This is a genomic window from Methyloceanibacter sp. (genome assembly GCF_058506495.1).
This window is the reverse complement of sequence record NZ_JBZMXT010000011.1, coordinates 1-20,348: the sequence shown is the minus strand read 5'-3', so window position 1 is coordinate 20,348 and position 20,348 is coordinate 1. Positions and strand designations below refer to the sequence as shown.

Below are 20,348 nucleotides of genomic sequence, written 5' to 3'. Positions count from 1 at the left end.
TTGCGATGCTCGGGGTAGAGTCGAACCATATTGAGTAAGTTGGAAAAGACGTTTGGGGCCAATGTGTTCAGCGAAGATCAGCCCCGGAAACGTTCAGGAGCCGTTCATGGGTGGTGCCTTATGTTTGTGCCCATGATGAGATGTTTGGGACCGGTATGAGCTTTGAGGCGTTCAGAATGTTGGCGGCCATTGTGGTCGTGGGCCTCGCTGCCATTTCGGCGGCAACGCCGGCTCACGCGCAGTGCATGCCGGTGGGCTCTGCCGGCGGCCTCATCTCAAAGAATGGACTAGTTCCCGGAAGAGTGGCGGTCAACAAGGCCCAATCCAAGGGTGGAGGGAAGGTGATCAAGATTGTGCTTTGCCAGAACGGCAACAATTTTGTCTATCGTGCCACCGTCCTCGGCAAACAGGGCGCCGTTAAGAATGTCACGGTGAATGCCAAAACAGGACAGTAGGGTCTTAGCTCGATGCGCGAGTGCGAATGTGTTCCAACAATCGCCACGAGCCTGAGGCACATGCTTCAGCAATTCCGTAATTCCAGACGCCAAGGGAGGACAGTTCTTTGAGGCTTCTCGTCGTAGAGGACGATCCAGATCTCAATCGTCAGCTCGTCACCGCGCTTGGCGACGCAGGATATGCCGTCGATTCGGCGTTCGATGGCGAAGAGGGTCACTTCCTCGGCGATACGGAGCCCTACGACGCGGTCGTCCTCGACATTGGCCTGCCGAAGAAAGACGGTCTCTCGGTCCTCGAGCAATGGCGGCGCGATGACCGCAAGATGCCCGTACTGATTTTGACCGCTCGCGAGCGGTGGAGCGACAAGGTGGCAGGCATGGATGCCGGCGCTGATGACTACGTCGCTAAACCGTTCCATATGGAAGAAGTACTGGCCAGAGTTCGCGCGCTTTTAAGGCGGTCTGCGGGCCACGCGAGCAACGACCTCTCTTGCGGCCCGTTGGTGCTCGATACGAAAGCGGCTCGGGTTACAGTCGATGGTCGAGCGATCAAACTCACATCGCACGAGTATCGTGTGCTGCACTATCTAATGATGCAGCGCGACCGGGTCGTGTCCCGCACCGAGCTGGTTGAGCACTTGTATGAGCAAGACTTCGATCGGGACTCGAACACTGTTGAGGTCTTCATCGGTCGCTTGCGCAAGAAGCTGCCTGTGGATCTGATCAAGACCGTGCGCGGCCTAGGTTACCGTCTCACGGACGATCCCGATGGGGCCTAGCCCGATGGGGCCAAAATCTCTCGCCTTTCGACTCTTCGTCTCCGCAGCCGCGTGGGTCCTCATGGTGATTCCGATTGCGGCGATATTGCTGACGTCGCTCTATCGCCAGAGCATTGAGCGCAATTTTGATGCACGGCTCGACGTCTACATGACAAGCTTGATCGCCGCGAGCACGGCCGAGGGTGGTGACGAACCGGAATCCCCTGAGAGCTTGGGCGCACCACTTTTCGACATTCCATTCTCTGGCTGGTACTGGCAAATCAAGGCTTTGGACGAAGACGAAGAAGGCCTGCTGTTCGCATCCGAGTCGTTGCTAGACCAGCAGCTCGATCTCCCAAGCGACGACGACATTCTTCCTGACGAGACGTTGACTCGGCGTAGCTATGTGCTGGGGCCAGACGATGAGAATTTGCGTATCGAAGAACGTGAAATTCGGCCCGGAGGCCAAGAAGAGCCAGCCTATTCCTATGCCGTTGCTGGGAACTCTGCCGAGATTGATGAAGATCTCGCGCAGTTCACAACAATGCTTGTGTTGGCGTTGGTCGTTCTTGGTGTGGGCCTTACTGTCGCGACATTCTTCCAAGTTCGGTTTGGCCTGCTACCCCTGCGAGCCATCCGCCAAGACCTTGCGGCAATCCGCTCAGGTGACGCCGAGCAGTTGGAGGGTGAGCTTCCCGATGAGATCAAGCCTCTGCAGACCGAGCTGAATGCACTCATCCAATCAAACCGTGACATTGTCGAACGAGCGAGAACGCATGTGGGCAACCTCGCCCATGCGCTCAAAACGCCACTCAGCGTGATTAGCAATGAGGCGCGCGTGCATGACGGGCAGTTTTCGGACAAGGTCGTGGAACAGGCCGAGCTCATGCGAACCCAGATTACGCATCATCTCGACCGAGCGCGGGTCGCGGCACGCTCTGGGGTCATTGGCGGTGTAACGGAAGTCGAGCCCACATTGATGGCTCTGAAGCGCGCACTCGATCGCATCTATGGCGAAAAGGGCATCAGGTTGGGTGTCTTCGTCGATCCCGATCTCAAGTTTCAAGGTGAGAAGCAGGATTTCGAAGAGATGACGGGAAACCTCATCGACAATGCCTGCAAATGGGCTGAAAGCTCTGTCGCGGTCACGGCAAGGTGCTTGGGGGACGACACCATCTGCGTGATGGTAGAAGACGATGGTCCAGGTCTCACACGAGAGGAGCGCGAAAAGGCGGTTAAGCGCGGTCAGCGTCTCGATGAGAGCAAGCCGGGCTCGGGCCTTGGCCTCTCGATCGTTGCGGACTTAGCCCATCTATACAAAGGGCAATTTGTGCTGGAGGACGGGCCCAAGGGGGGCCTTAGCGCTCGGCTAAATCTTCCTGCTGCCTAAGTTTTTTGCAGAACCGGTCCGAAATCTAATTTAGGCCGATTTTCTATTCTTAACACTCCGATGAGAGGTTACACTTAACATTGCGGCCTTTAGCAGAGGGACATCTGGGCCCCTCTGAACTCGGAAAAGACCGATGAGAAGCATTCTTGCAATTGTCTTGTTGCCCTTGGGGCTTGCGGCCTGCGGAACCGGAGGCAACCTCGGCACGGATGCCCTTTGGGGTTCGATGACAGGAAATTCCGGCCCTGCGGGATTGGACGCGCAGGATCAGAAGCTCGCCGCAGAAGCTCAACAAAAAGCGCTAGAGTTTGGCCAGGCAGGGCAGGCGACGTCGTGGAGCAACCCGGCTAACCAGCACAACGGCCAGATCGTGCCCGGCCAACCTTACAAAAAAGGCGATTCTTTCTGCCGACCTTTTACGCATACCATGTTCATCAATGGTGCGCCTCAGACCACGAACGGGACGGCCTGCCGGCAACCTGATGGGCGCTGGAGCCAAGTCGGATAGGACTTAACGACCAAACATTGCCGCGATTTCATCTTTTCGGCGGGGCCTTCGGCTTGCCCTCGCTAGCACCCCTGTCTTATGCCTAAGAAACCCGTCTGAACTCTGAAGGTTAGGGCCTGTTCGTGCTGCTTTGGGTCATCCTGGCGGCTCTCACCGCCGCCGTCTTGTGCTTCCTGCTCTATCCGCTCGTTGGCGGCCAAAAAGCCGCCGATGAGCGCAATGCATTTGATGCTGCGGTCTACCGAGATCAGCTCGACGAAATCGAGACTGACCGTGCGCGTGGACTAATCGGTGAAGCCGAGGCAGAAGCTGCCCGGCTCGAAGTCTCCCGACGTTTGCTGGCCGCGGATGAGAAGGGTGCGGAAGCTGCGAGCGACGCTGCACGCGGCGTGCTGCCTCGCGTGGCGTTTGTTGCGGTGGCCGTTGGCTTGCCGCTTGCGGCGTTGAGCGCATACCTCTTCTACGGCTCTCCGCGCTTGCCCGATCAGCCTTTGGTCGCGCGGTTGACTGATCCCGCAAACGAAAAAGACATCGGTGTTCTCGTCGCTCGAGTCGAGGCGCGGCTGCGCGCGAAGCCGGACGAGGGTGCTGGGTGGGATGCCATTGCACCAATCTACTTGGGTAGTCAGCGCTATGCAGATGCAGCGGATGCCTATCGCCAGGCTATTCGACTACTTGGCCCTTCGGCGAAACGCCTCGCGGGGCTTGGCCAAGCCCTTGTGATGGAGCAGCAGGGCCTCGTCACGGAGTCAGCACGCAAAGCGCTTAAGGAGGCGCTCAAGTATGACGAGACGCTCGTTGAGCCGCGTATTCTATTGGCCATCGCAAAAGAACAAGGTGGCGAATTCGAAGACGCGCTGACGGACTGGCGTGATCTGCTAAACCTCCGGCAAGACGATGCGCGCTGGACTGCGATGATTGAGGGGCGCATCGCGAGGGCACAAGCACAACTCTCGGGAGAGGTTCCGAGCGGAGTGGCTCCTCCCGTCCCTCAACCGGGCCCGTCCGCGGCCGATATCGCCGCGGTGCAGAGCATGAGCCCCGCTGAGCGCCAAGCCATGGTCGATAACATGGTTCAAAGACTGGCGGAGAGGCTCGAGACGAACGGTGACGATTTGCCAGGTTGGCTTCGCCTCGTTCGCGCGTACTCAGTACTGGGAAGAAGCAATGATGCTAAGGAGGCATTGGCTCGGGCCAAGGATCAGTTCCGGGGGAACGCGCAGGCAATTGAAGAGCTTGATATCCTTGCGGAAGATTTAGGATTGACTTCATGACACGCAAACAGCGCAGGGGGGTATTGATCGGGACATGCCTTGTTGTTTTGGGCGTAGCCGTTGGACTCGTCTTATACGCGATGCGCGACTCCATCGTGTTCTTCTACAGCCCTAGCGACATTGCGAAGATGGAGATTACGCCGGGACAGCGAATCCGGCTCGGAGGCCTTGTCGAGACCGGCAGCGTGAAACGAGATGAGGGCACCACCGTTCGCTTCGCGGTAACGGATGGCGCCGAGGTTCTCCCCGTCACCTTTACCGGTGTGCTGCCGGATCTATTTCGGGAGGGGCAGGGGGTCGTGACAGAAGGCGCATTAATGCCCGACGGAACCTTCAAGGCCGATAACGTGCTTGCGAAGCATGACGAGAACTACATGCCGCCCGAAGTTGCTGCCAAACTAAAGGAGCAGGGTATCTGGCGCCACGGCGACACTAACGCGGAGGTCAAGACGCAATGATCGCAGAGACCGGCCACTACGCTCTTATCCTCGCGCTTGGTGTTGCCATTGTTCAGATGGTTCTGCCGATTATCGGAACGCGCCTCAACGATCCTCGGTTAGCGGCCGTTTCGATTCCCGCTGCCCAGCTTCAATTCATTCTCGTCTGTGTCGCCTTCGTGGCTCTGACGGTCGCCTATGTCACGTCCGACTTCTCTGTTCTGAACGTCTGGCAGAACTCTCATTCGGCCAAGCCGATGATCTATAAGATCTCCGGCGTGTGGGGAAACCATGAGGGGTCGATGGTCCTTTGGGTGTTGATCCTGGCGTTGTTCGGTGCAGCCGTCGCCACGTTCGGCTCCAACCTTCCCCGTCGACTGCAGGCGAACGTGCTGGCGGTTCAGGGCTCTATCGCCGTAGCGTTTCTGCTCTTTATCGTCATGACGTCCAACCCGTTCCTGCGGATCGATCCGGCGCCATTCGACGGACAGGGGCTGAACCCGGTCCTTCAAGATCCCGCGCTGGCGTTCCATCCGCCGTTTCTCTATGCGGGCTACGTCGGCTTCTCCATGGCATTCTCTTTCGCGGTTGCCGCACTTATCGACGGCCGTATCGATGCAGCCTGGGCGCGCTGGGTTCGGCCGTGGACGCTCGCGGCGTGGATGTTTCTGACACTTGGAATCGCGATGGGCTCTTGGTGGGCCTATTACGAGCTCGGCTGGGGCGGGTTCTGGTTCTGGGATCCAGTTGAGAATGCCTCCTTCATGCCTTGGCTTGCGGGAACAGCGCTTCTTCACTCCGCGCTTGTTATGGAGAAGCGGGACGCACTAAAGGTCTGGACGGTACTGCTGGCCATCATCACGTTTTCTCTGAGTTTGATGGGTGCGTTTTTGGTTCGCTCAGGCGTGCTGACATCCGTTCACGCCTTTGCAGTGGATCCCGAACGTGGTGTCTTCATTCTGGGCATAATGGCTGTCTTTATCGGAGGCTCCTTCGTCTTGTTTGCCTGGCGTGCCCCGACATTGTCGCAAGGCGGCTTGTTTGCGCCCATCAGCCGCGAGGGTGCGCTGGTCTTAAACAACCTTCTGCTGACAGTCTCATGTGCGGCTGTCTTCGTCGGCACGCTCTACCCCCTCGCTTTGGAGGCTGTGAGCGGGGAAAAGATCTCGGTTGGTGCTCCGTTCTTCAACCTCACTTTTGTGCCGTTGATGATACCTCTTCTTATGGCCGTACCATTCGGCCCGCTACTTGCCTGGAAGCGCGGTGATCTACTCGCGGCCGCGCAGCGCCTGACGGTTGCGGCAGTCGTGAGTCTCGCCGCGATGATTGCCATCCTCGCTACGCATCAAAGTGGCCCATGGCTGGCGCCGCTCGGTATCGGTCTTGGCTTGTGGCTCATCGTTGGCGCCGCGACCGAACTCGCCACGCGGTCAAAGCTGACGGAGGTGAGCTTGGCGGAAAGCTGGCGGCGCTTGCGCAATCTTCCCCGCGCGGCCTATGGGACAGCCTTGGCTCATGCGGGACTTGGCGTGATGGTGCTGGGTCTCGTCGGAACCACGGCCTGGCGGAGCGAGCGGATTGAGGCCCTTGTGCCGGGCGGCACTGTTGATATCGCAGGCTATGAGCTCACCTTCCAAGGTGTGAAAGAGAGGCAGGGGCCGAACTATAAGGAATTGGCCGGCCTCTTTAGTGTGACACGGGCCGGCCAGCCGGTTACCACGCTGATCCCGTCCAAACGTGCCTATTCTGTCGAGAAGAGTGCGACCACCGAGGCCGGGATCTACAACAGCTGGCGCGGCGATCTCTACATCGTGCTTGGTGACCCGTTGAAAGATGGTGGCTACAGCGTGAGGGTTTATTTTAACCCGCTAGTACGGCTCATCTGGCTTGGCGCGTTGCTCATGTTCTTGGGTGGGGGCGTGTCGCTGTCAGACCGTCGACTGCGGGTAGGGGCCCCCAAACGCGCCAAGCCAAAGACGCAATCGGCCCTATCGGCGGGCAACTCACCATGAGCAACCGCCTGTCGCTGGTTCTCGCGGTTTTTGCGGCATTCATACTCGCTGCGCCAAGCGCGCACGCCGTTCAGCCGGACGAGGTGTTGAAGGACCCAGCGCTAGAAGAGCGGGCGCGGGCGTTGTCTGCGGGATTGCGCTGCCTCGTTTGTCAAAATCAGTCAATCGACGATTCCGACGCTCCTCTAGCGAAAGACTTGCGTGTTCTTGTGCGCGAGCGGCTCTTGGCGGGAGATAACGACGAAGAGATCATTGCATTCGTGGTTTCGCGCTATGGGGAGTTTGTGCTGCTGAAGCCGAGGTTTACGCCCTATACGTGGGTGCTGTGGCTGGCGACCCCGCTTCTGCTAATCCTGGCCATCGGCGGCATACTTTACGCCTACATCCGGCGCGCAACGGCCACAGCGACCCCGTCGGCTTTGACGGAGAGCGAGCAGGCCCAGTTAAACCGACTGCTTGACAAGAGGGCCGTCAACGGAGCCGACAAGATGTGATCGCAACTTTTCCCAAGACAATTGCGCGCTCAACCTTACTGAAAATTAATGACGCCGAAACCGCAGCGTAATTGGCGGTTCCCTATATTCCTAAGATCACGATGAATTTCCGGCTTGTCGTAGCACTGCCGGAGTGGTTTTGCCGTCCCAAGAGAGGGGAATCGAATGACATCTCATACGAACCCAGCAGCGAACGAGAACAACCGGTCGCGGAAGTTGGTTCGAAGGCCCGTTATCCTTGCCGCTACGGCGCTGGTCGCCGCAGGGGCGATTGGCCTTTCGTTCAACCCGCGTGTGCCATTGGCCGTCGCCGAAACGGCCCAGATGCAGCAGACGATCGAGACGCCCTATGGACGCGCTCCACTGTCGTTCGCAGATCTGGTGCAAAAGGTGAAGCCAGCAGTCGTTAGCATCAATGTTAAAGGCGGGACCAAGACGGCATCCAACGACGATTCACCCATTCCTGGAATGCCAAACCTGCCGGAAGGCATCCCGCGGGACTTCTTCGAAAAGTTCTTCAAGGGGCAGCCCAAGGGGCCGTCGAGGCGCATGCCGAGTCTTGCGCAGGGATCCGGCTTCTTCATCTCTGAGGATGGGTTCGTTGTCACCAACAACCACGTCGTTGAGGATGCAGAGGACATCACCGTCACGATGGAAGATGGCGAGAAGTTCGATGCAAAGATGATCGGGTCAGATCCACGCACGGACCTCGCGCTCATTAAGGTCACTGATGGAAACGGAAAGAAGTTCCCCTTCGTAAACATGTCGGAGAAGTACCCCCGAGTTGGCGACTGGGTGCTCGCGGTCGGAAACCCGTTCGGCCTTGGCGGGACGGTTACAGCCGGCATTGTATCGGCGCGTAGCCGCGACATTGGCTCTGGCCCCTATGACTATCTCCAGATCGATGCTGCGGTGAACCGCGGCAACTCAGGTGGCCCAAGCTTTGACCTCGACGGCAATGTTGTCGGCGTCAACACGGCGATCTTCTCGCCGTCCGGCGGCAATGTTGGTATCGCGTTTGCCGTGCCGGCCGCGCTTGTCAAGGAAGTCATCGCCGATCTGAAAGATGATGGTAGCGTCGATCGCGGTTGGCTCGGTGTGGTTATTCAAAACGTGAATGACGATATCGCCGACTCGGTAGGCTTAGCCAAGGCGAAGGGCGCTATGATCACGAAGGTGACCGAGGATGGCCCTGCCGCCGACCAGGATATCAAGGCTGGCGATGTCATCGTTGAGGTGAATGGCAATGAGGTCAAAGACTCACGCGATCTTGCTCGTAAGATCGCCGACCTGGAGCCTGACACGACGGTGAACCTCGCGATTGTCCGTTATGGCGACCGGCGCGAAGTCAACATGACACTGGGCTCGTTCCCAAGTGCCAAGAAGTTGGCATCGCTACGGACCGAAGAGCCCGCTGACGAGCCCGAGCAAGTGGAGAAGCTAGGCCTATCGCTTGCGCCGGCTGGTAAGATCCCGGGCGCCGGCGAAGACGGTGTAGTGATTTTGGAGGTTAACTCCGAAAGTGATGCCGCCGACAAGGGCTTGAAGCCCGGTGACATCATTCTCCAGGTCGCCGGCGTGGCCGTCTCAAATCCGAGCGATGTGGCAAAGGGACTAAAGAAGGCGACCGAGTCGGCCAAAGGTGAAAAGGACGAAGTTAAGGTGTTGATGCAGGTCAAGACCGGCGACCAAACGCGCTTCGTCGCGCTTTCCCAGAAGAAGGGCTAGAATCGCCTCTCTTCTGTTGGACGGCGGCGCGGTTTTCCCCCCCAAACCGCGCCGCCCGCCCTTTTTTGCTTCCCCTCGATTGATTAGACTCGAGAGTCCAGACTAAGAGCGAGAGTGAGCTGAGGCGATATGCGGGTCTTGGTTATCGAGGATGATCTCGAAACGGCAGCGTTTCTAAAGCGGGCCCTTAAAGAGTCGGGCCACATTGCCGAGCACGCTGCCGATGGTGACTCCGGCCTCGAGCTTGCAAAGGCGAATGCGTACGACGTCCTGATCGTGGATCGCATGTTGCCAAAGCTCGACGGACTCGGTGTCATAAAAGCTCTGCGTACAGATGAAATACATACTCCGGCCTTGATCCTCTCGGCATTGGGAGAGGTCGACGATCGGGTCAAGGGATTGAGGGCCGGCGGCGACGATTACCTCACGAAGCCGTATGCGTTCAGCGAATTGCTCGCGCGTGTTGAGGTCCTCGCGCGGCGGACATCGCCTGAAGAGGGTTCCACCCGGCTCGCGGTTGGCGATCTTATCTTAGATCGCCTGTCTCACAAGGTGACACGAGCGGGCGAGTCCATCTTATTGCAGCCGCGAGAATTTCGTTTACTTGAGTACTTGATGAAGCACGCGGGACAGGTCGTTACACGCACAATGTTGCTCGAGAACGTCTGGGACTATCACTTCGACCCGCAAACAAATGTTATTGACGTCCACATTTCGAGGCTCCGGTCGAAGATCGATAAGAACTTCGAACAGCCGCTCCTCCATACGGTTCGCGGTGCCGGTTATACAATCCGTGACAGCGCTCACTAAATTATTCCGAACGACCACCTTTCGTCTGTCACTGACGTATTTCGCCTTATTCAGTGCAGCGGCCATCGTGGCAATCGTATACCTTTATTGGAACACGACTGTTTTGCTGTCCCGCCAGTTGAACCAGACGATTGATGCGGAGCTCAAGGGACTAGCAGAGCAGTATCGGGCGGGCGGGCGTGATCAGCTTGTGCGGATCGTCGCGCAACGCAGCCGCACACCCGGCAATAGCCTCTACCTGGTCGCGGATGGGAACGAGAAGCAACTTGCAGGGAACCTGAGTGCTGTCTCACCTCAGCTCTGGGACAGCGTCGGGCCGGTCGAGTTCTTCTATAGCCGGCCTGCGCCAGGCGGCATGGAGCAGCGGCTTGCCTTCGCAAATGTCTTCAGGCTTCCTGGTGGCGACCGATTGATTGTCGGCCGTGACATCGAAGACCGACGAGAACTCTCGAGACTTATCCGGTCCACGATGTTGTGGGGACTTGGCGTGATGGCTCTCGTGGGCCTTGGCGGAGGCTATTGGGTTAGCCGCCGATTGCTGACCCGAATTGACGACCTCTCCGACACGACGCGTACGATCATGGCGGGTGATCTTTCCCGGCGGCTCCCAGTGAGCGGGTCCGGCGATGAATTGGATCGTTTGGCGGAAAGTCTCAACTCTATGCTTGGCCGTATTGAGCAACTCATGGCCGGCATGCGCGAAGTCTCCGACAACATCGCACATGATCTTAAGACGCCTCTGAACAGGCTGCGCAATCGCGTGGAGGAGGCACTGCGTGAGCCCTCCGATGCCGCAACCTATCGCGATGCACTAGAACGAACAATCGAAGAGGCTGACGGCCTCATGAAGACATTCAACGCGCTCTTGTCTATTGCGAGGCTCGAAGCTGGGACCGGTGGAGACGACCGGGATAATCTCGATCTATCGGCACTTGTCAGCGATGCAGCGGAACTCTATGAGCCCTTTGCCGAAGAGCGGGGTATTGCTCTGAAGGTGGATCTTGCGGGCAATATTCCTGTGCGTGGCAACCGGCAGCTTCTCGGGCAAGCCATCGCCAATCTCATCGACAACGCATTGAAGTACGGCTTGGTGCCGGCGAGCCAAGCGAACGGTCATGCATCCGAAGTCATCGTCCGAACTTGCAGCCATGACGGAGTTGCCGAGGTCGCGGTTTGCGATCGCGGCCCCGGGGTTCCTGAATCGGAGAGAGAACGTGTTCTGAGCCGCTTCGTGCGTCTTGAAGCTAGCCGTTCGGAACCTGGCAGCGGTCTCGGATTGAGCCTTGTCGCGGCGGTGGCGAGGTTGCATGGTGGGTCCTTGAGGCTTGAGGACAATGAGCCCGGCCTCTGTGTCGTGTTTAGCCTTCCGCTAGAGAACGACACACAGCAAGCGAAGACGGCGGACGAACCGTCGCCAGAAGGAGAGCTGAGGCCGACTTGACGGCGTTCGCCGAGCAGATCTGTGAATCACCCGAAGTTTTCGACGCCGATCGCGGCGCCGATGTGCTGGCGACCGTGCGGGGCGGCTTGGTCCAAGATCCTGGCTCTGCGCGCGCGATCGAGTTCCTGGATTCGCCGAAGGTTGCTTCGTTCCTCACGGCTGTCTTCTCTGGTTCGCCCTTTCTTGCTGCTTTGTCAGAGCGCAGCCCGGCTCTTCTTGCTGCGTGCTTGACCGAGGATCCCAGTACACATTTGGAGCAGGCAGGTGCGAAGCTCGAAGCGAGTATTGCCGAGGCGCCTTCTGAAGCAGCCGCCATGGCTCTCTTACGGGAATTCAAGAAGCGCAGCGCATTATTGACGGCGCTTGCCGATCTTGGCGGTGTCTGGACGACAGCCGAAACGCTTTCGGGCTTGAGCTACGCTGCCAATATCTCGATACGGACAGCAGTCCGCTATTTGTTCCGCAGGGCCCACGAGGCGGGGCGATTGTCTTCGGCCGATGTCGATGGATATTTCGTCATCGCCATGGGAAAGCTCGGAGCCATGGAGCTGAATTACTCATCCGATATCGACATCATCGTTTTTTATGACCCAGAACGGGCGGGACTCGAAGAGTCCGAGGAGCCCTCGGCCTTCTTTGTCAAACTAACCCGAGACCTTGTGCGCTTGCTTCAAGAGCAGACCAAGGACGGCTACGTGTATCGGACCGATCTGCGACTGAGGCCGGATCCCGGTGCAACACAGGTTGCGCTCTCGACCGAGGCGGGTCTGATCTACTACGAGGGCTTCGGCCAAAACTGGGAACGCGCAGCGCTAATCAAGGCGCGCGTGGTGGCTGGAGATGAGGGGCTCGGAGGTTCCTTCCTTCATCAGCTCTCCCCCTTCATCTGGCGAAGGTACCTAGATTTTGCAGCCGTGGCTGACATCCATGCGATGAAGCGCCGCGTGCATGCACATAAGGGCCACGGCGCGATCGCTGTGCGCGGTCACGATATCAAGCTCGGACGCGGCGGAATTCGCGATATTGAGTTCTTTGCTCAAACGCAGCAATTGATCGCCGGCGGACGTCATCCCGAGCTGCGAACACGCGGAACCTTGAAGACGCTTGCCCGGCTTGCAGAAGACGGTTGGATAGAATCCGAAGCGGCCGAGGAGCTGTCTGAGGCCTATTTGTTTTTGCGCCGGGTTGAAAACCGTATTCAGATGATAGGGGACCAGCAAACGCATCTCGTTCCAGCAGAACCTCGTGACTTGGATCGGCTTGCGCGGCTTTGCGGCTTCTCCGACACGGACGCATTTGGCGACGCGCTGACTTCACGTTTTGAGTGTGTCGAGAAGCACTATGAGGCGTTGTTCGAAAAGCTCCCTCAGCCTCCGTCTTCGGTTCCCGGTCTTATTTTAGGAGACGAGTTCGACCCGGAATCCCGCGCGGCTCTTGAGAGCCTTGGTTTTGAGAATCCCAGTGCCGCGATCGAAGCGATCAAGGCCTGGCAGGCTGGCCGTTATCCCGCCACGCGCAGCGCCAAGGCGCGGGAGCGGCTGACAGAGTTTTTGCCAAATCTTCTCGAAGCCTTCAGTCGAACGGCGCAGCCCGATCTTGCCTTGTCAACCTTCGACAAGGTTATGGCCAACATGCCTGCAGGCTTGCAGCTTTTTTCACTTCTATCGGCAAATCCAAGTCTGCTTCGGCTGGTGGCGGACATAATGGGTACAGCGCCTCGGCTCGCCAAGATTCTAGGACGACGGCCTCGTCTATTGGATGCCGTACTGGACCCCGGTTTCTTCGGAGACGTTCCGACCAAGGAACAGCTCTCAGCTGTGGTTGGCAGTTCTCTGGCCCGTGCGACAGACTATCAGGATGCCCTTGACCGTGCTCGTATCGTTGGCCGCGAACAGAGTTTCCTTATCGGCGTTCGTGTAATTTCAGGAACGATTTCCGCAGAGCAGGCGGGTGAGGCCTATGCGGTTCTCGCCGACACTTTGATACAAGCCTTGTCCGACCGTGTAGGTGAGGAGCTAGTGAGTCAGTACGGTCGTTTGCCCGGTGGTATGGCGGCGGTATTGGCGATGGGCAAGCTTGGCGGTGAAGAGATGACCGCCGCGTCGGACCTCGATCTGATCACCGTCTATAACTATATCGGAGAGAATGCGGTATCGGACGGTGCGCGGAGTCTTCAGGGCCCCCAGTACTACACTCGGTTTACGCAGCGCTTGATTGCGGCTTTATCGGCGCAGACGGCCGAAGGTGCGCTTTACGAAGTCGATATGCGGCTCCGCCCCTCGGGCAGCCAGGGACCGGTTGCCACCAAGCTATCTGGGTTCATCGAATACCAAGAGCGGTCCGCCTGGGTCTGGGAGCACTTGGCATTGACTCGCGCGCGCGTGGTTTCAGGGCCAGATACATTGCGTGAGGCAATCAACGCGGCCACTCGGAATGTACTCACGCGACCGCGCGATCGTAGCGCCGTCGCTGGAGAGGTCCACGAAATGCGCCGAAAGATCGCGGTTGAAAAGGGGACCAGAGACATTTGGGATCTTAAGCAGGTTCGTGGCGGGATCGTTGATCTGGAGTTCATTACGCAGTTCCTCCAGCTTGTGAGCGCGGCCCGTCAGCCTGATATTCTGAACCAGAACACCGAAGTCGCTCTTACCAAGCTCGCGGCGGCACATGTTCTTGAACCCGCGGACGCGGAATTGCTTATACCTGCCGCGCGGCTGTATCAGTCGTTGACGCAAGTTCTGCGGCTTTGCTTGGAAGAGAGTTTCGAGGCCAGTGAGGCGCCGCAAGCGCTGCGAGATCTGTTGGCTCGGTCCGCCGATATGCCTGATTTTGCGACGTTGGAGGCGACGTTGAAAGAGACGCTGGCGCGCGTACACAGCGCCTTCGATCGGCTCATTGTATGAGGTTAGCTCAGGCGCTCTTCGCCAGCGGTTCCTCAACATTGGCCGGACGTGGAGTGCGGATAGGTAAGGAGCATGTCACCGTCGTGCCGTAACCTTCGCGACTCTTGATCTCAATTGTCCCCCCGTGGAGTTCCACCAAGGCGCGGGAGATGGCAAGGCCTAGACCGCTCCCCTGATGGCTCTTAGAGAACTGGTTCTCGACCTGTTCAAAAGGTCGGCCGAGCTTGGCGATATCGGTCTGCGCGATGCCGATACCCGTATCCTTTATGGCGATCTTAAGCTGGCCATTGCTGCGCGTGAGCCGAACATCGACGCGACCGCCGTCCTGAGAGAATTTCACAGCGTTAGAGAGTAGATTGAGGAAGATCTGTTTTAGATATCGCCGATCCGCTTGGATGGGGAAATGCTCCGGACCTTGACGTTCTAGTGCGATGCCGCGCTCCGCTGCCGCTTGGCTCACGACCTTCATGCTGTCTTGGACAATGTCGGCTACATCTACGTCACCAAGATCGAGGGTCATGCGGCCAGCTTCGATCTTCGACATGTCTAGGATGTCATTGATGACTTCGAGGAGGTACTCGCCGCTGGAATAGATGTCCCGCGCATACTCTTGATACTTTTCGTGACCGAGCGGACCGAAGAGTGACTGCTGCATGACTTCGGAAAAGCCAATAATCGCATTAAGGGGTGTGCGTAGCTCGTGGCTGATATTGGCGAGGAATTCAGACTTGGCACGGTTTGCGGCTTCAGCTCGGTTTTTCTCCAAAGCGTACTTTTCAGCCAAGTCCACGAGTTGCTGTTTTTGATGCTCGAGTTCGCGGCGCGACAATCGGAGTTCCGCAACACTTGCGCGGAGTTGGTGTTCGCTCTCTGCATTCTTCGTCTGGCTTTGTTTAAGGTCTGTGATGTCCGTGCCAACACTCACGTAACCGCCGTCGCGCGTACGACGTTCATTGATGTGCAGCCAGCGGCCGTCCTCAAGCTGAGCTTCGTATGTTCGCGACTGGTGGTCGTTCTTGTTCGCTACAGCAAAGCGCTTGGATACAATCGGCTCGGAGGCAGCGGCGATGACTTCGTCATAAGAACTGCCGGGCTGCACCATGTCGTCAGCAAGGCCGTGAAACTGCTGATACTTGCTGTTGCACATCACCAATCTGTTGTGATTGTCCCAAAGGACGAAGGCCTCGGAGATGGTTTCTACGGCATCGCGCAGTCGGGCGTTAGCGTCCGCGGCTCCTGGAACCGCATTGGGGTCAGCCATCACGGCCATCCCCGTTAGGTAGGGCTCACCTGTATCTGCGTCGCGCGTAATGTGTCCGCGCAGGCGAGTCGTAACCCAATGACCGTCTGCATGACGCAGCCGGAAGCATTGATCGAAAAGGTTGAGGCCTTCGCGGAGATGGCGGTCCAACTCGGCCCGTAGGTCGTCATCACGATGCAATTTGCTGGCGAGCGTCCCATAGGACATCATCGATGAGTCGGGTTGTAGGCCGAGCAGCGCGTACATTGGCGGCGACCAATCGATATGGCCTCGTGCCAGGTTCCAGCGCCATACTCCGCAGCCGGGGATGGCTTCTGTTAGCTCACGGGTAAGCGCGTCGGGCTCTCGCGCCTTTCGAATTGGAGCAAAGTACCAGAATGCCCCTGCGAACAGCATGAGGAGCAGGCCACCGCAAATAAGCAGCAAGACTTCTATTGTGGCGCCGCTACGCCATCCGGCAAGCGCGCTTGCGACTGGCTGAATGAATGTCAACTGCGCGTCGGTACGCGGAACGTTGCGTACCGTTACCAGCGCATCCGTGCCGTCGTTTAAAGCTATGCGCATCACGCCCGCGTCAGCGCCCATAATGGTCAAAGGCTGACCTGGGCCGAGGACTGTCAGCAGATTGCCCTGATAATGGCTGCCGATCGGTACGCGAGCCTGAATGCTGCCTGCGGCATCAGACAACAGTACGACACGACCCTCGCGCGCGGCGCGAAGAGGCAGACTCTGCGCCAGTTCACCTTGCCAATCGGTGCCTGAGGCCAGGACCTCGGCACGGAGTTTCAGAGAGGCAATATCAGCGTTCAGAGCCAGCTGCCGCTGAGCGGCGGTCATCCGAGCGTCCTTACTGGAACCGATCTGATAGTTAAAGCCGAGGCTTGCGACGATTAGGAAGCCAAAGACGAGGATAGGAACGAGTTGGCGCAACCTCTCCTGTGATGGGAGGTGTTGATCGACGAGCGCGCGGATGTCCTGCCATCGTGGCCCTGTGATGGAATAGATCCCCGCACCTCGCGCAGGACGAGCCCGCGCCATTGGGTCCCCTTTCTTCTCCTGTCGCCGTCTCGGAGAAGTTGCCGCATCTCCGAATCACTTCTGTCCATGGAATCGAGGACTGAAGCATCTGTCTAGTAAAAACCTGTGGAAATTAGATTAACAACTCGTTGACAGAGAGAAGTGATTCTAGCTGCCGCCTAACGTTTTCGTCACGATTTCGTAAGCGTCGGTCGACAAACTCGCTGAAGAGAGGCTCTGAAGAGCCTTTTTCGCACGGGACTGCCGCCCTTGCTCCAGGGTTTTCCAGCTTTCGAAGGCGCCCAGTAAGCGCGCGGCGACATGCGGATTGAAACCGTCGATCTCGAGCGCCTGCTCCGCCAAGAAATCATAGCCAGCGCCGTCGGCTCGATTGAAGCCAGATGGGTTCGCCATGGCAAAGGACCCGATCAGGGCTCGGACACGGTTCGGGTTTTTCAGCGAGAACTTTGGATGGCCAAGAAGTCGGCGAACGGTTTCGACCGAGTCGGGCCTGCCCGCACGCGCCTGCACTGCGAACCATTTGTCGAGCACGAGCGGATCGTTTTCCCAGCGCGTGTAGAAGTCGTGGAGCGCCTCGTCGCAAGCATCCGACGGTATATGTGAGAGCGTCGACAGCGCCATGATGGAGTCGGTCATGTTTGTCGCGCTGCGATAGTGCTGAAATGCGAGGTCTATGGCGTCATCCGTGCCGGTTGCAGCAATGAGATCCAGCGCTGCGTTGCGGAGCGCCCGCAGGCCGGCACTTTCCGGATCCGGCGAGTAGGGCCCCTGCGTTGCGTTGCGTTGATAGATGTCTGACAGCGTATCGGCCATGCCTGCGCTCAACGTTGCGCGCAGCGTGTTGCGGGCTACTAGAATGGCGTCCGTATCAACATTGCGCGCAAGTTCACGTGCAATGTCAGACTCGCTCGGCAGTTTCAAAGTCTCGGCACGGTATGTTGGCGCTAATGTCTCGTCACGGAGCGTTGGTTCCAGAGCTTGAGCTAGGCGTGTTGCCTGGGGGCCGCTGACAGCTTCGGCGTCGAGACCGTCTCTTGATGCAGCCGCGATTAAGTCTGTCGCATAGGTCTGAGCCGCCTGCCAGCGATTGAAGGGATCGCTGTCGTGGACCATCAGGAACTCGATCTGTTCCGGCTTCAGACTTGTTGTTACCCGCACGGGCGCAGAGAAATCGCGCAAGATGGACGGCGTTGGCGGGGCAGGAATATCTTCAAACTCGAAGATTTGCTCTCGATCCGTGACTTCCAATAGGCCGTCGGGAACGAGTTCTCCATTTAGCTTGAGTGGCAGTTCGTCGCCATTGGCGCCAATAAGACCTACCTTCAGGGGGATGTGCATGGGCTCTTTGCTGCCCTGACCAGGGGTTGGCGGGACTACCTGGCTTACCTTCAGCCGCGCCGTCTTGCCGTACTCATCGTAATCGAGCGTGCAAGCGATCTCTGGCGTCCCACTCTGCGTGTACCAGCGCATGAACTGGGTGAGATCGCGGCCCGACGCATCTGACATGGCGGAGACGAAGTCCTCTACGGTCGCGGCCATTCCGTCATTGCGCTCGAAGTACAAAGCGATTCCCTGTCGGAACGCGTCCTTGCCCAAAAGTGTCTGTAGCATCCGACAGAGCTCGGCGCCTTTCTCATAGACCGTCGCCGTGTAGAAATTGTTGATCTCGATGTACGAGGCAGGCCGGACAGGGTGCGAGAGTGGTCCTGCATCTTCCGGAAACTGGCGGGCCTTTAGCAACCGCGCCGTAAGAATGCGCATCACAGGGCCCATGCGGACATCGTCAGTGAACTCCTGATCGCGGAAGACTGTCAGTCCCTCTTTAAGGCAAAGCTGAAACCAGTCGCGGCACGTGACGCGGTTGCCGGTCCAGTTGTGAAAGTACTCGTGTGCGATCACACTTTCGATGGAGGTATAATCCCCGTCGCTCGCTGTATCGGGCCGGGCGAGTACGAGCTTATCGTTGAAGATGTTGAGACCCTTATTCTCCATCGCTCCCATGTTGAAATCGGAGACGGCAACGATGTTGAACACGTCGAGATCGTATTCGAGACCGAACCGTTCCTCATCCCAGCGCATGGCGCGCTTCAAGGACTCCATCGCCCAGTCGCAGCGATCTTCCTTGCCGGGCTCCACATAAACACCAAGTGCAACCTCGCGCCCCGAGGCTGTTGTGAATGTATCGTGGATCGACGAAAGCCGACCGCCGACGAGCGCAAAAAGGTAAGAGGGTTTAGGGTGTGGGTCGTGCCAGATCGCATAGTGCCGGCCAGGTCCTGCGACATCGCCTGCGTCGACTGGATTGCCGTTCGAGAGCAATACCGGGACCGCATCTCGGTCCGCTTCAATGCGTACAGTGTAAGTTGCCAGTACGTCCGGACGATCGACGAAATATGTGATTCGACGAAAACCCTCCGGTTCACACTGTGTGCAGTACGTTCCGTTGGAAAGGTAGAGGCCCGATAACTCCAAGTTCGCTTCGGGGTTGCACACCGTTGTGATGTCGAGGGTGAATGATTCCACAGGCGGATTTGGTATCGTGAGCTTTCCGGACGAGAGTGCATAGCGACCGGCCTCGAGCGCCTGACCGTTGACCGCGATGCTCTCGAGTGTCAGCTCCTCACCGTCCAGGACGAGCGGTGTACCGGCCACTGTTCCCGCATTCGGCTCGATTGCGAGACTCGATGAGATACGCGTGTTCTCTGGTGCCAATTGCACGTCGAGGGTCACATCCCTGATCAGGTAGTCTGGCGGCGCGTAGTCCTTGAGAAACTTCGTGGTGCGACTCTCGGCGCTCATCCGTGGGGCCTCCGGTTACAATTCGACACGACGTAGGCGAAGGGCGTTCCCGATGACGGAAACGGACGAAAGGCTCATGGCCGCGGCCGCAATCATCGGTGACAAAACAATGCCGGCGACAGGGTAGAGCACACCAGCGGCAATAGGGACACCAATTGCATTATAGACGAATGCAAAGAAGAGATTCTGTCTGATGTTGCGCATGGTAGCTCGAGCCAGTTTTGTGCCGCGTGCGACACCGCGCAAATCGCTCCTCAGTAGGGTGATGTCTGCGCTCTCAACCGCGACATCGGCGCCTGTGCCTATGGCGATGCCCACATCTGCTTTCGCGAGCGCTGGGGCATCGTTGATGCCGTCTCCCGCCATGGCGACGACTGCGCCTTGTTTCTGGAGATCTTCAACCAGTTCCAGCTTCTGGCCCGGCGTCAGGCCAGCATGAACCTCGTCGATCCCAAGCTTGCTTGCCACCGTTTTGGCCGTCGTCGCGTTATCGCCCGTCGCCATCACGACCCGCAGACCCAAATCATGCAGCATCGATATTGAGTCCGACGTGCCCTCCCGGATCGAATCAGCTACCGCGACGATTCCCGCGAGCCGATTGTCCACCGCGAGAAACATCACGGTTTTTCCCTCTCCGCGGAGTCGCGCGACCGAATCCTTCACGCTGAGAATATTGATGCGGTGGTCATCCATTAGGAGGCTGTTGCCCAGCCGAGCCGCATGACCGCCAATGCTCCCGCCAACCCGGCCAACAACGCCTTTGCCAGTAACGGACTCAAAATCCCGCGCTTTCTCCACCTTGATCTTCTTGTCTGCAGCGCCCTTGAGAATAGCGACAGCTAGCGGATGCTCGCTGCCACTCTCAAGCGCTGCTGCAAATCCAAGCACTTGGCTTTCTGTGTAGCCGTTCACGGCCTCCACATCGGTCACCGTAGGCTTGCCTTCGGTCAACGTCCCGGTCTTGTCAACGATGAGGGTGTCGACTTTGGCTAGTCCTTCGAGTGCAGCCGCGTTGCGAATGAGCACACCGGCTTGTGCGC

Annotated in this window: 15 protein-coding genes; 12 read left to right on the top strand and 3 right to left on the bottom strand. The window is 58.2% G+C overall.

Annotation, left to right across the window (positions count from 1 at the left end):
- The first annotated feature begins 176 nt into the window (after nt 1–176).
- The 12 genes from AC33YF_RS03985 (at nt 177) to AC33YF_RS03930 (ending at nt 14,210) form a co-directional block, all read left to right on the top strand.
- Entirely contained in the window at nt 177–455 is a 279-nt protein-coding gene (locus tag AC33YF_RS03985) for a PepSY domain-containing protein (RefSeq protein ID WP_491775906.1), read from the top strand.
- Nucleotides 456–562: 107 nt separating this feature from the next.
- On the top strand, nt 563–1,234 hold the full coding sequence (locus AC33YF_RS03980; protein ID WP_491775905.1) for a response regulator transcription factor: 672 nt from the start codon (nt 563–565) through the stop codon (nt 1,232–1,234).
- A gap of 4 nt (nt 1,235–1,238) precedes the next feature.
- A complete protein-coding gene (locus AC33YF_RS03975; protein WP_491775904.1) occupies nt 1,239–2,603 on the top strand; it encodes an ATP-binding protein in 1,365 nt (454 codons plus the stop codon).
- A 133-nt stretch (nt 2,604–2,736) separates the two neighbouring features.
- A complete protein-coding gene (locus tag AC33YF_RS03970) occupies nt 2,737–3,111 on the top strand; it encodes an RT0821/Lpp0805 family surface protein (RefSeq protein ID WP_491775903.1) in 375 nt (124 codons plus the stop codon).
- A gap of 122 nt (nt 3,112–3,233) precedes the next feature.
- Nucleotides 3,234–4,385, top strand: a complete 1,152-nt coding sequence (ccmI, locus tag AC33YF_RS03965; protein WP_491775902.1) for a c-type cytochrome biogenesis protein CcmI — start codon at nt 3,234–3,236, stop codon at nt 4,383–4,385.
- Entirely contained in the window at nt 4,382–4,843 is a 462-nt protein-coding gene (gene ccmE / locus AC33YF_RS03960) for a cytochrome c maturation protein CcmE (RefSeq protein WP_491775901.1), read from the top strand. The genes ccmI and ccmE overlap by 4 nt, the downstream gene beginning before the upstream one ends.
- Nucleotides 4,840–6,834: a heme lyase CcmF/NrfE family subunit gene (locus tag AC33YF_RS03955; protein ID WP_491775900.1), complete on the top strand. Its 1,995-nt coding sequence runs from the start codon at nt 4,840–4,842 to the stop codon at nt 6,832–6,834. The genes ccmE and AC33YF_RS03955 overlap by 4 nt, the downstream gene beginning before the upstream one ends.
- The gene (locus AC33YF_RS03950; protein WP_491775899.1) at nt 6,831–7,328 is read left to right on the top strand and encodes a cytochrome c-type biogenesis protein; all 498 of its coding nucleotides are present in this window, start codon (nt 6,831–6,833) and stop codon (nt 7,326–7,328) included. The genes AC33YF_RS03955 and AC33YF_RS03950 overlap by 4 nt, the downstream gene beginning before the upstream one ends.
- A gap of 165 nt (nt 7,329–7,493) precedes the next feature.
- Nucleotides 7,494–9,056 (top strand): Do family serine endopeptidase, encoded by a 1,563-nt coding sequence (locus AC33YF_RS03945; protein ID WP_491775898.1) that lies wholly within the window; start codon nt 7,494–7,496, stop codon nt 9,054–9,056.
- A 129-nt stretch (nt 9,057–9,185) separates the two neighbouring features.
- Entirely contained in the window at nt 9,186–9,866 is a 681-nt protein-coding gene (locus AC33YF_RS03940) for a response regulator transcription factor (protein WP_491775897.1), read from the top strand.
- A gap of 67 nt (nt 9,867–9,933) precedes the next feature.
- Complete coding sequence (locus AC33YF_RS03935) at nt 9,934–11,307, top strand: sensor histidine kinase (RefSeq protein ID WP_491775896.1); 1,374 nt, start codon at nt 9,934–9,936, stop codon at nt 11,305–11,307.
- The gene (locus tag AC33YF_RS03930; RefSeq protein ID WP_491775895.1) at nt 11,304–14,210 is read left to right on the top strand and encodes a bifunctional [glutamine synthetase] adenylyltransferase/[glutamine synthetase]-adenylyl-L-tyrosine phosphorylase; all 2,907 of its coding nucleotides are present in this window, start codon (nt 11,304–11,306) and stop codon (nt 14,208–14,210) included. The genes AC33YF_RS03935 and AC33YF_RS03930 overlap by 4 nt, the downstream gene beginning before the upstream one ends.
- Before the next feature lie 7 nt (nt 14,211–14,217).
- On the opposite strand, the gene AC33YF_RS03925 is transcribed toward AC33YF_RS03930, so the two are convergent.
- The 3 genes from AC33YF_RS03925 to AC33YF_RS03915 form a co-directional block, all read right to left on the bottom strand.
- Entirely contained in the window at nt 14,218–16,509 is a 2,292-nt protein-coding gene (locus tag AC33YF_RS03925) for a PAS domain-containing sensor histidine kinase (protein ID WP_491775894.1), read from the bottom strand.
- A gap of 147 nt (nt 16,510–16,656) precedes the next feature.
- Nucleotides 16,657–19,308 carry an aminopeptidase N gene (pepN, locus tag AC33YF_RS03920; protein WP_491775893.1) on the bottom strand — a complete coding sequence of 884 codons (2,652 nt, stop codon included), beginning with the start codon at nt 19,306–19,308 and terminating at the stop codon, nt 16,657–16,659.
- 15 nt (nt 19,309–19,323) lie between these two features.
- A partial coding sequence (locus tag AC33YF_RS03915; protein ID WP_491775892.1) for a heavy metal translocating P-type ATPase occupies nt 19,324–20,348 on the bottom strand: 1,025 nt, incomplete at its 5' end.

Excerpts from the sequence above, each read along its gene's own strand:
- AC33YF_RS03940 (WP_491775897.1), top strand. The coding sequence starts at position 9,186 with ATGCGGGTCTTGGTTATCGAGGATGATCTCGAAACGGCAGCGTTTCTA.
- AC33YF_RS03950 (WP_491775899.1), top strand. The coding sequence starts at position 6,831 with ATGAGCAACCGCCTGTCGCTGGTTCTCGCGGTTTTTGCGGCATTCATA.
- pepN (WP_491775893.1), bottom strand. The coding sequence starts at position 19,308 with ATGAGCGCCGAGAGTCGCACCACGAAGTTTCTCAAGGACTACGCGCCG.
- AC33YF_RS03925 (WP_491775894.1), bottom strand. The coding sequence starts at position 16,509 with ATGGCGCGGGCTCGTCCTGCGCGAGGTGCGGGGATCTATTCCATCACA.
- ccmE (WP_491775901.1), top strand. The coding sequence starts at position 4,382 with ATGACACGCAAACAGCGCAGGGGGGTATTGATCGGGACATGCCTTGTT.
- AC33YF_RS03945 (WP_491775898.1), top strand. The coding sequence starts at position 7,494 with ATGACATCTCATACGAACCCAGCAGCGAACGAGAACAACCGGTCGCGG.
- AC33YF_RS03970 (WP_491775903.1), top strand. The coding sequence starts at position 2,737 with ATGAGAAGCATTCTTGCAATTGTCTTGTTGCCCTTGGGGCTTGCGGCC.
- AC33YF_RS03955 (WP_491775900.1), top strand. The coding sequence starts at position 4,840 with ATGATCGCAGAGACCGGCCACTACGCTCTTATCCTCGCGCTTGGTGTT.
- AC33YF_RS03985 (WP_491775906.1), top strand. The coding sequence starts at position 177 with ATGTTGGCGGCCATTGTGGTCGTGGGCCTCGCTGCCATTTCGGCGGCA.
- AC33YF_RS03975 (WP_491775904.1), top strand. The coding sequence starts at position 1,239 with ATGGGGCCAAAATCTCTCGCCTTTCGACTCTTCGTCTCCGCAGCCGCG.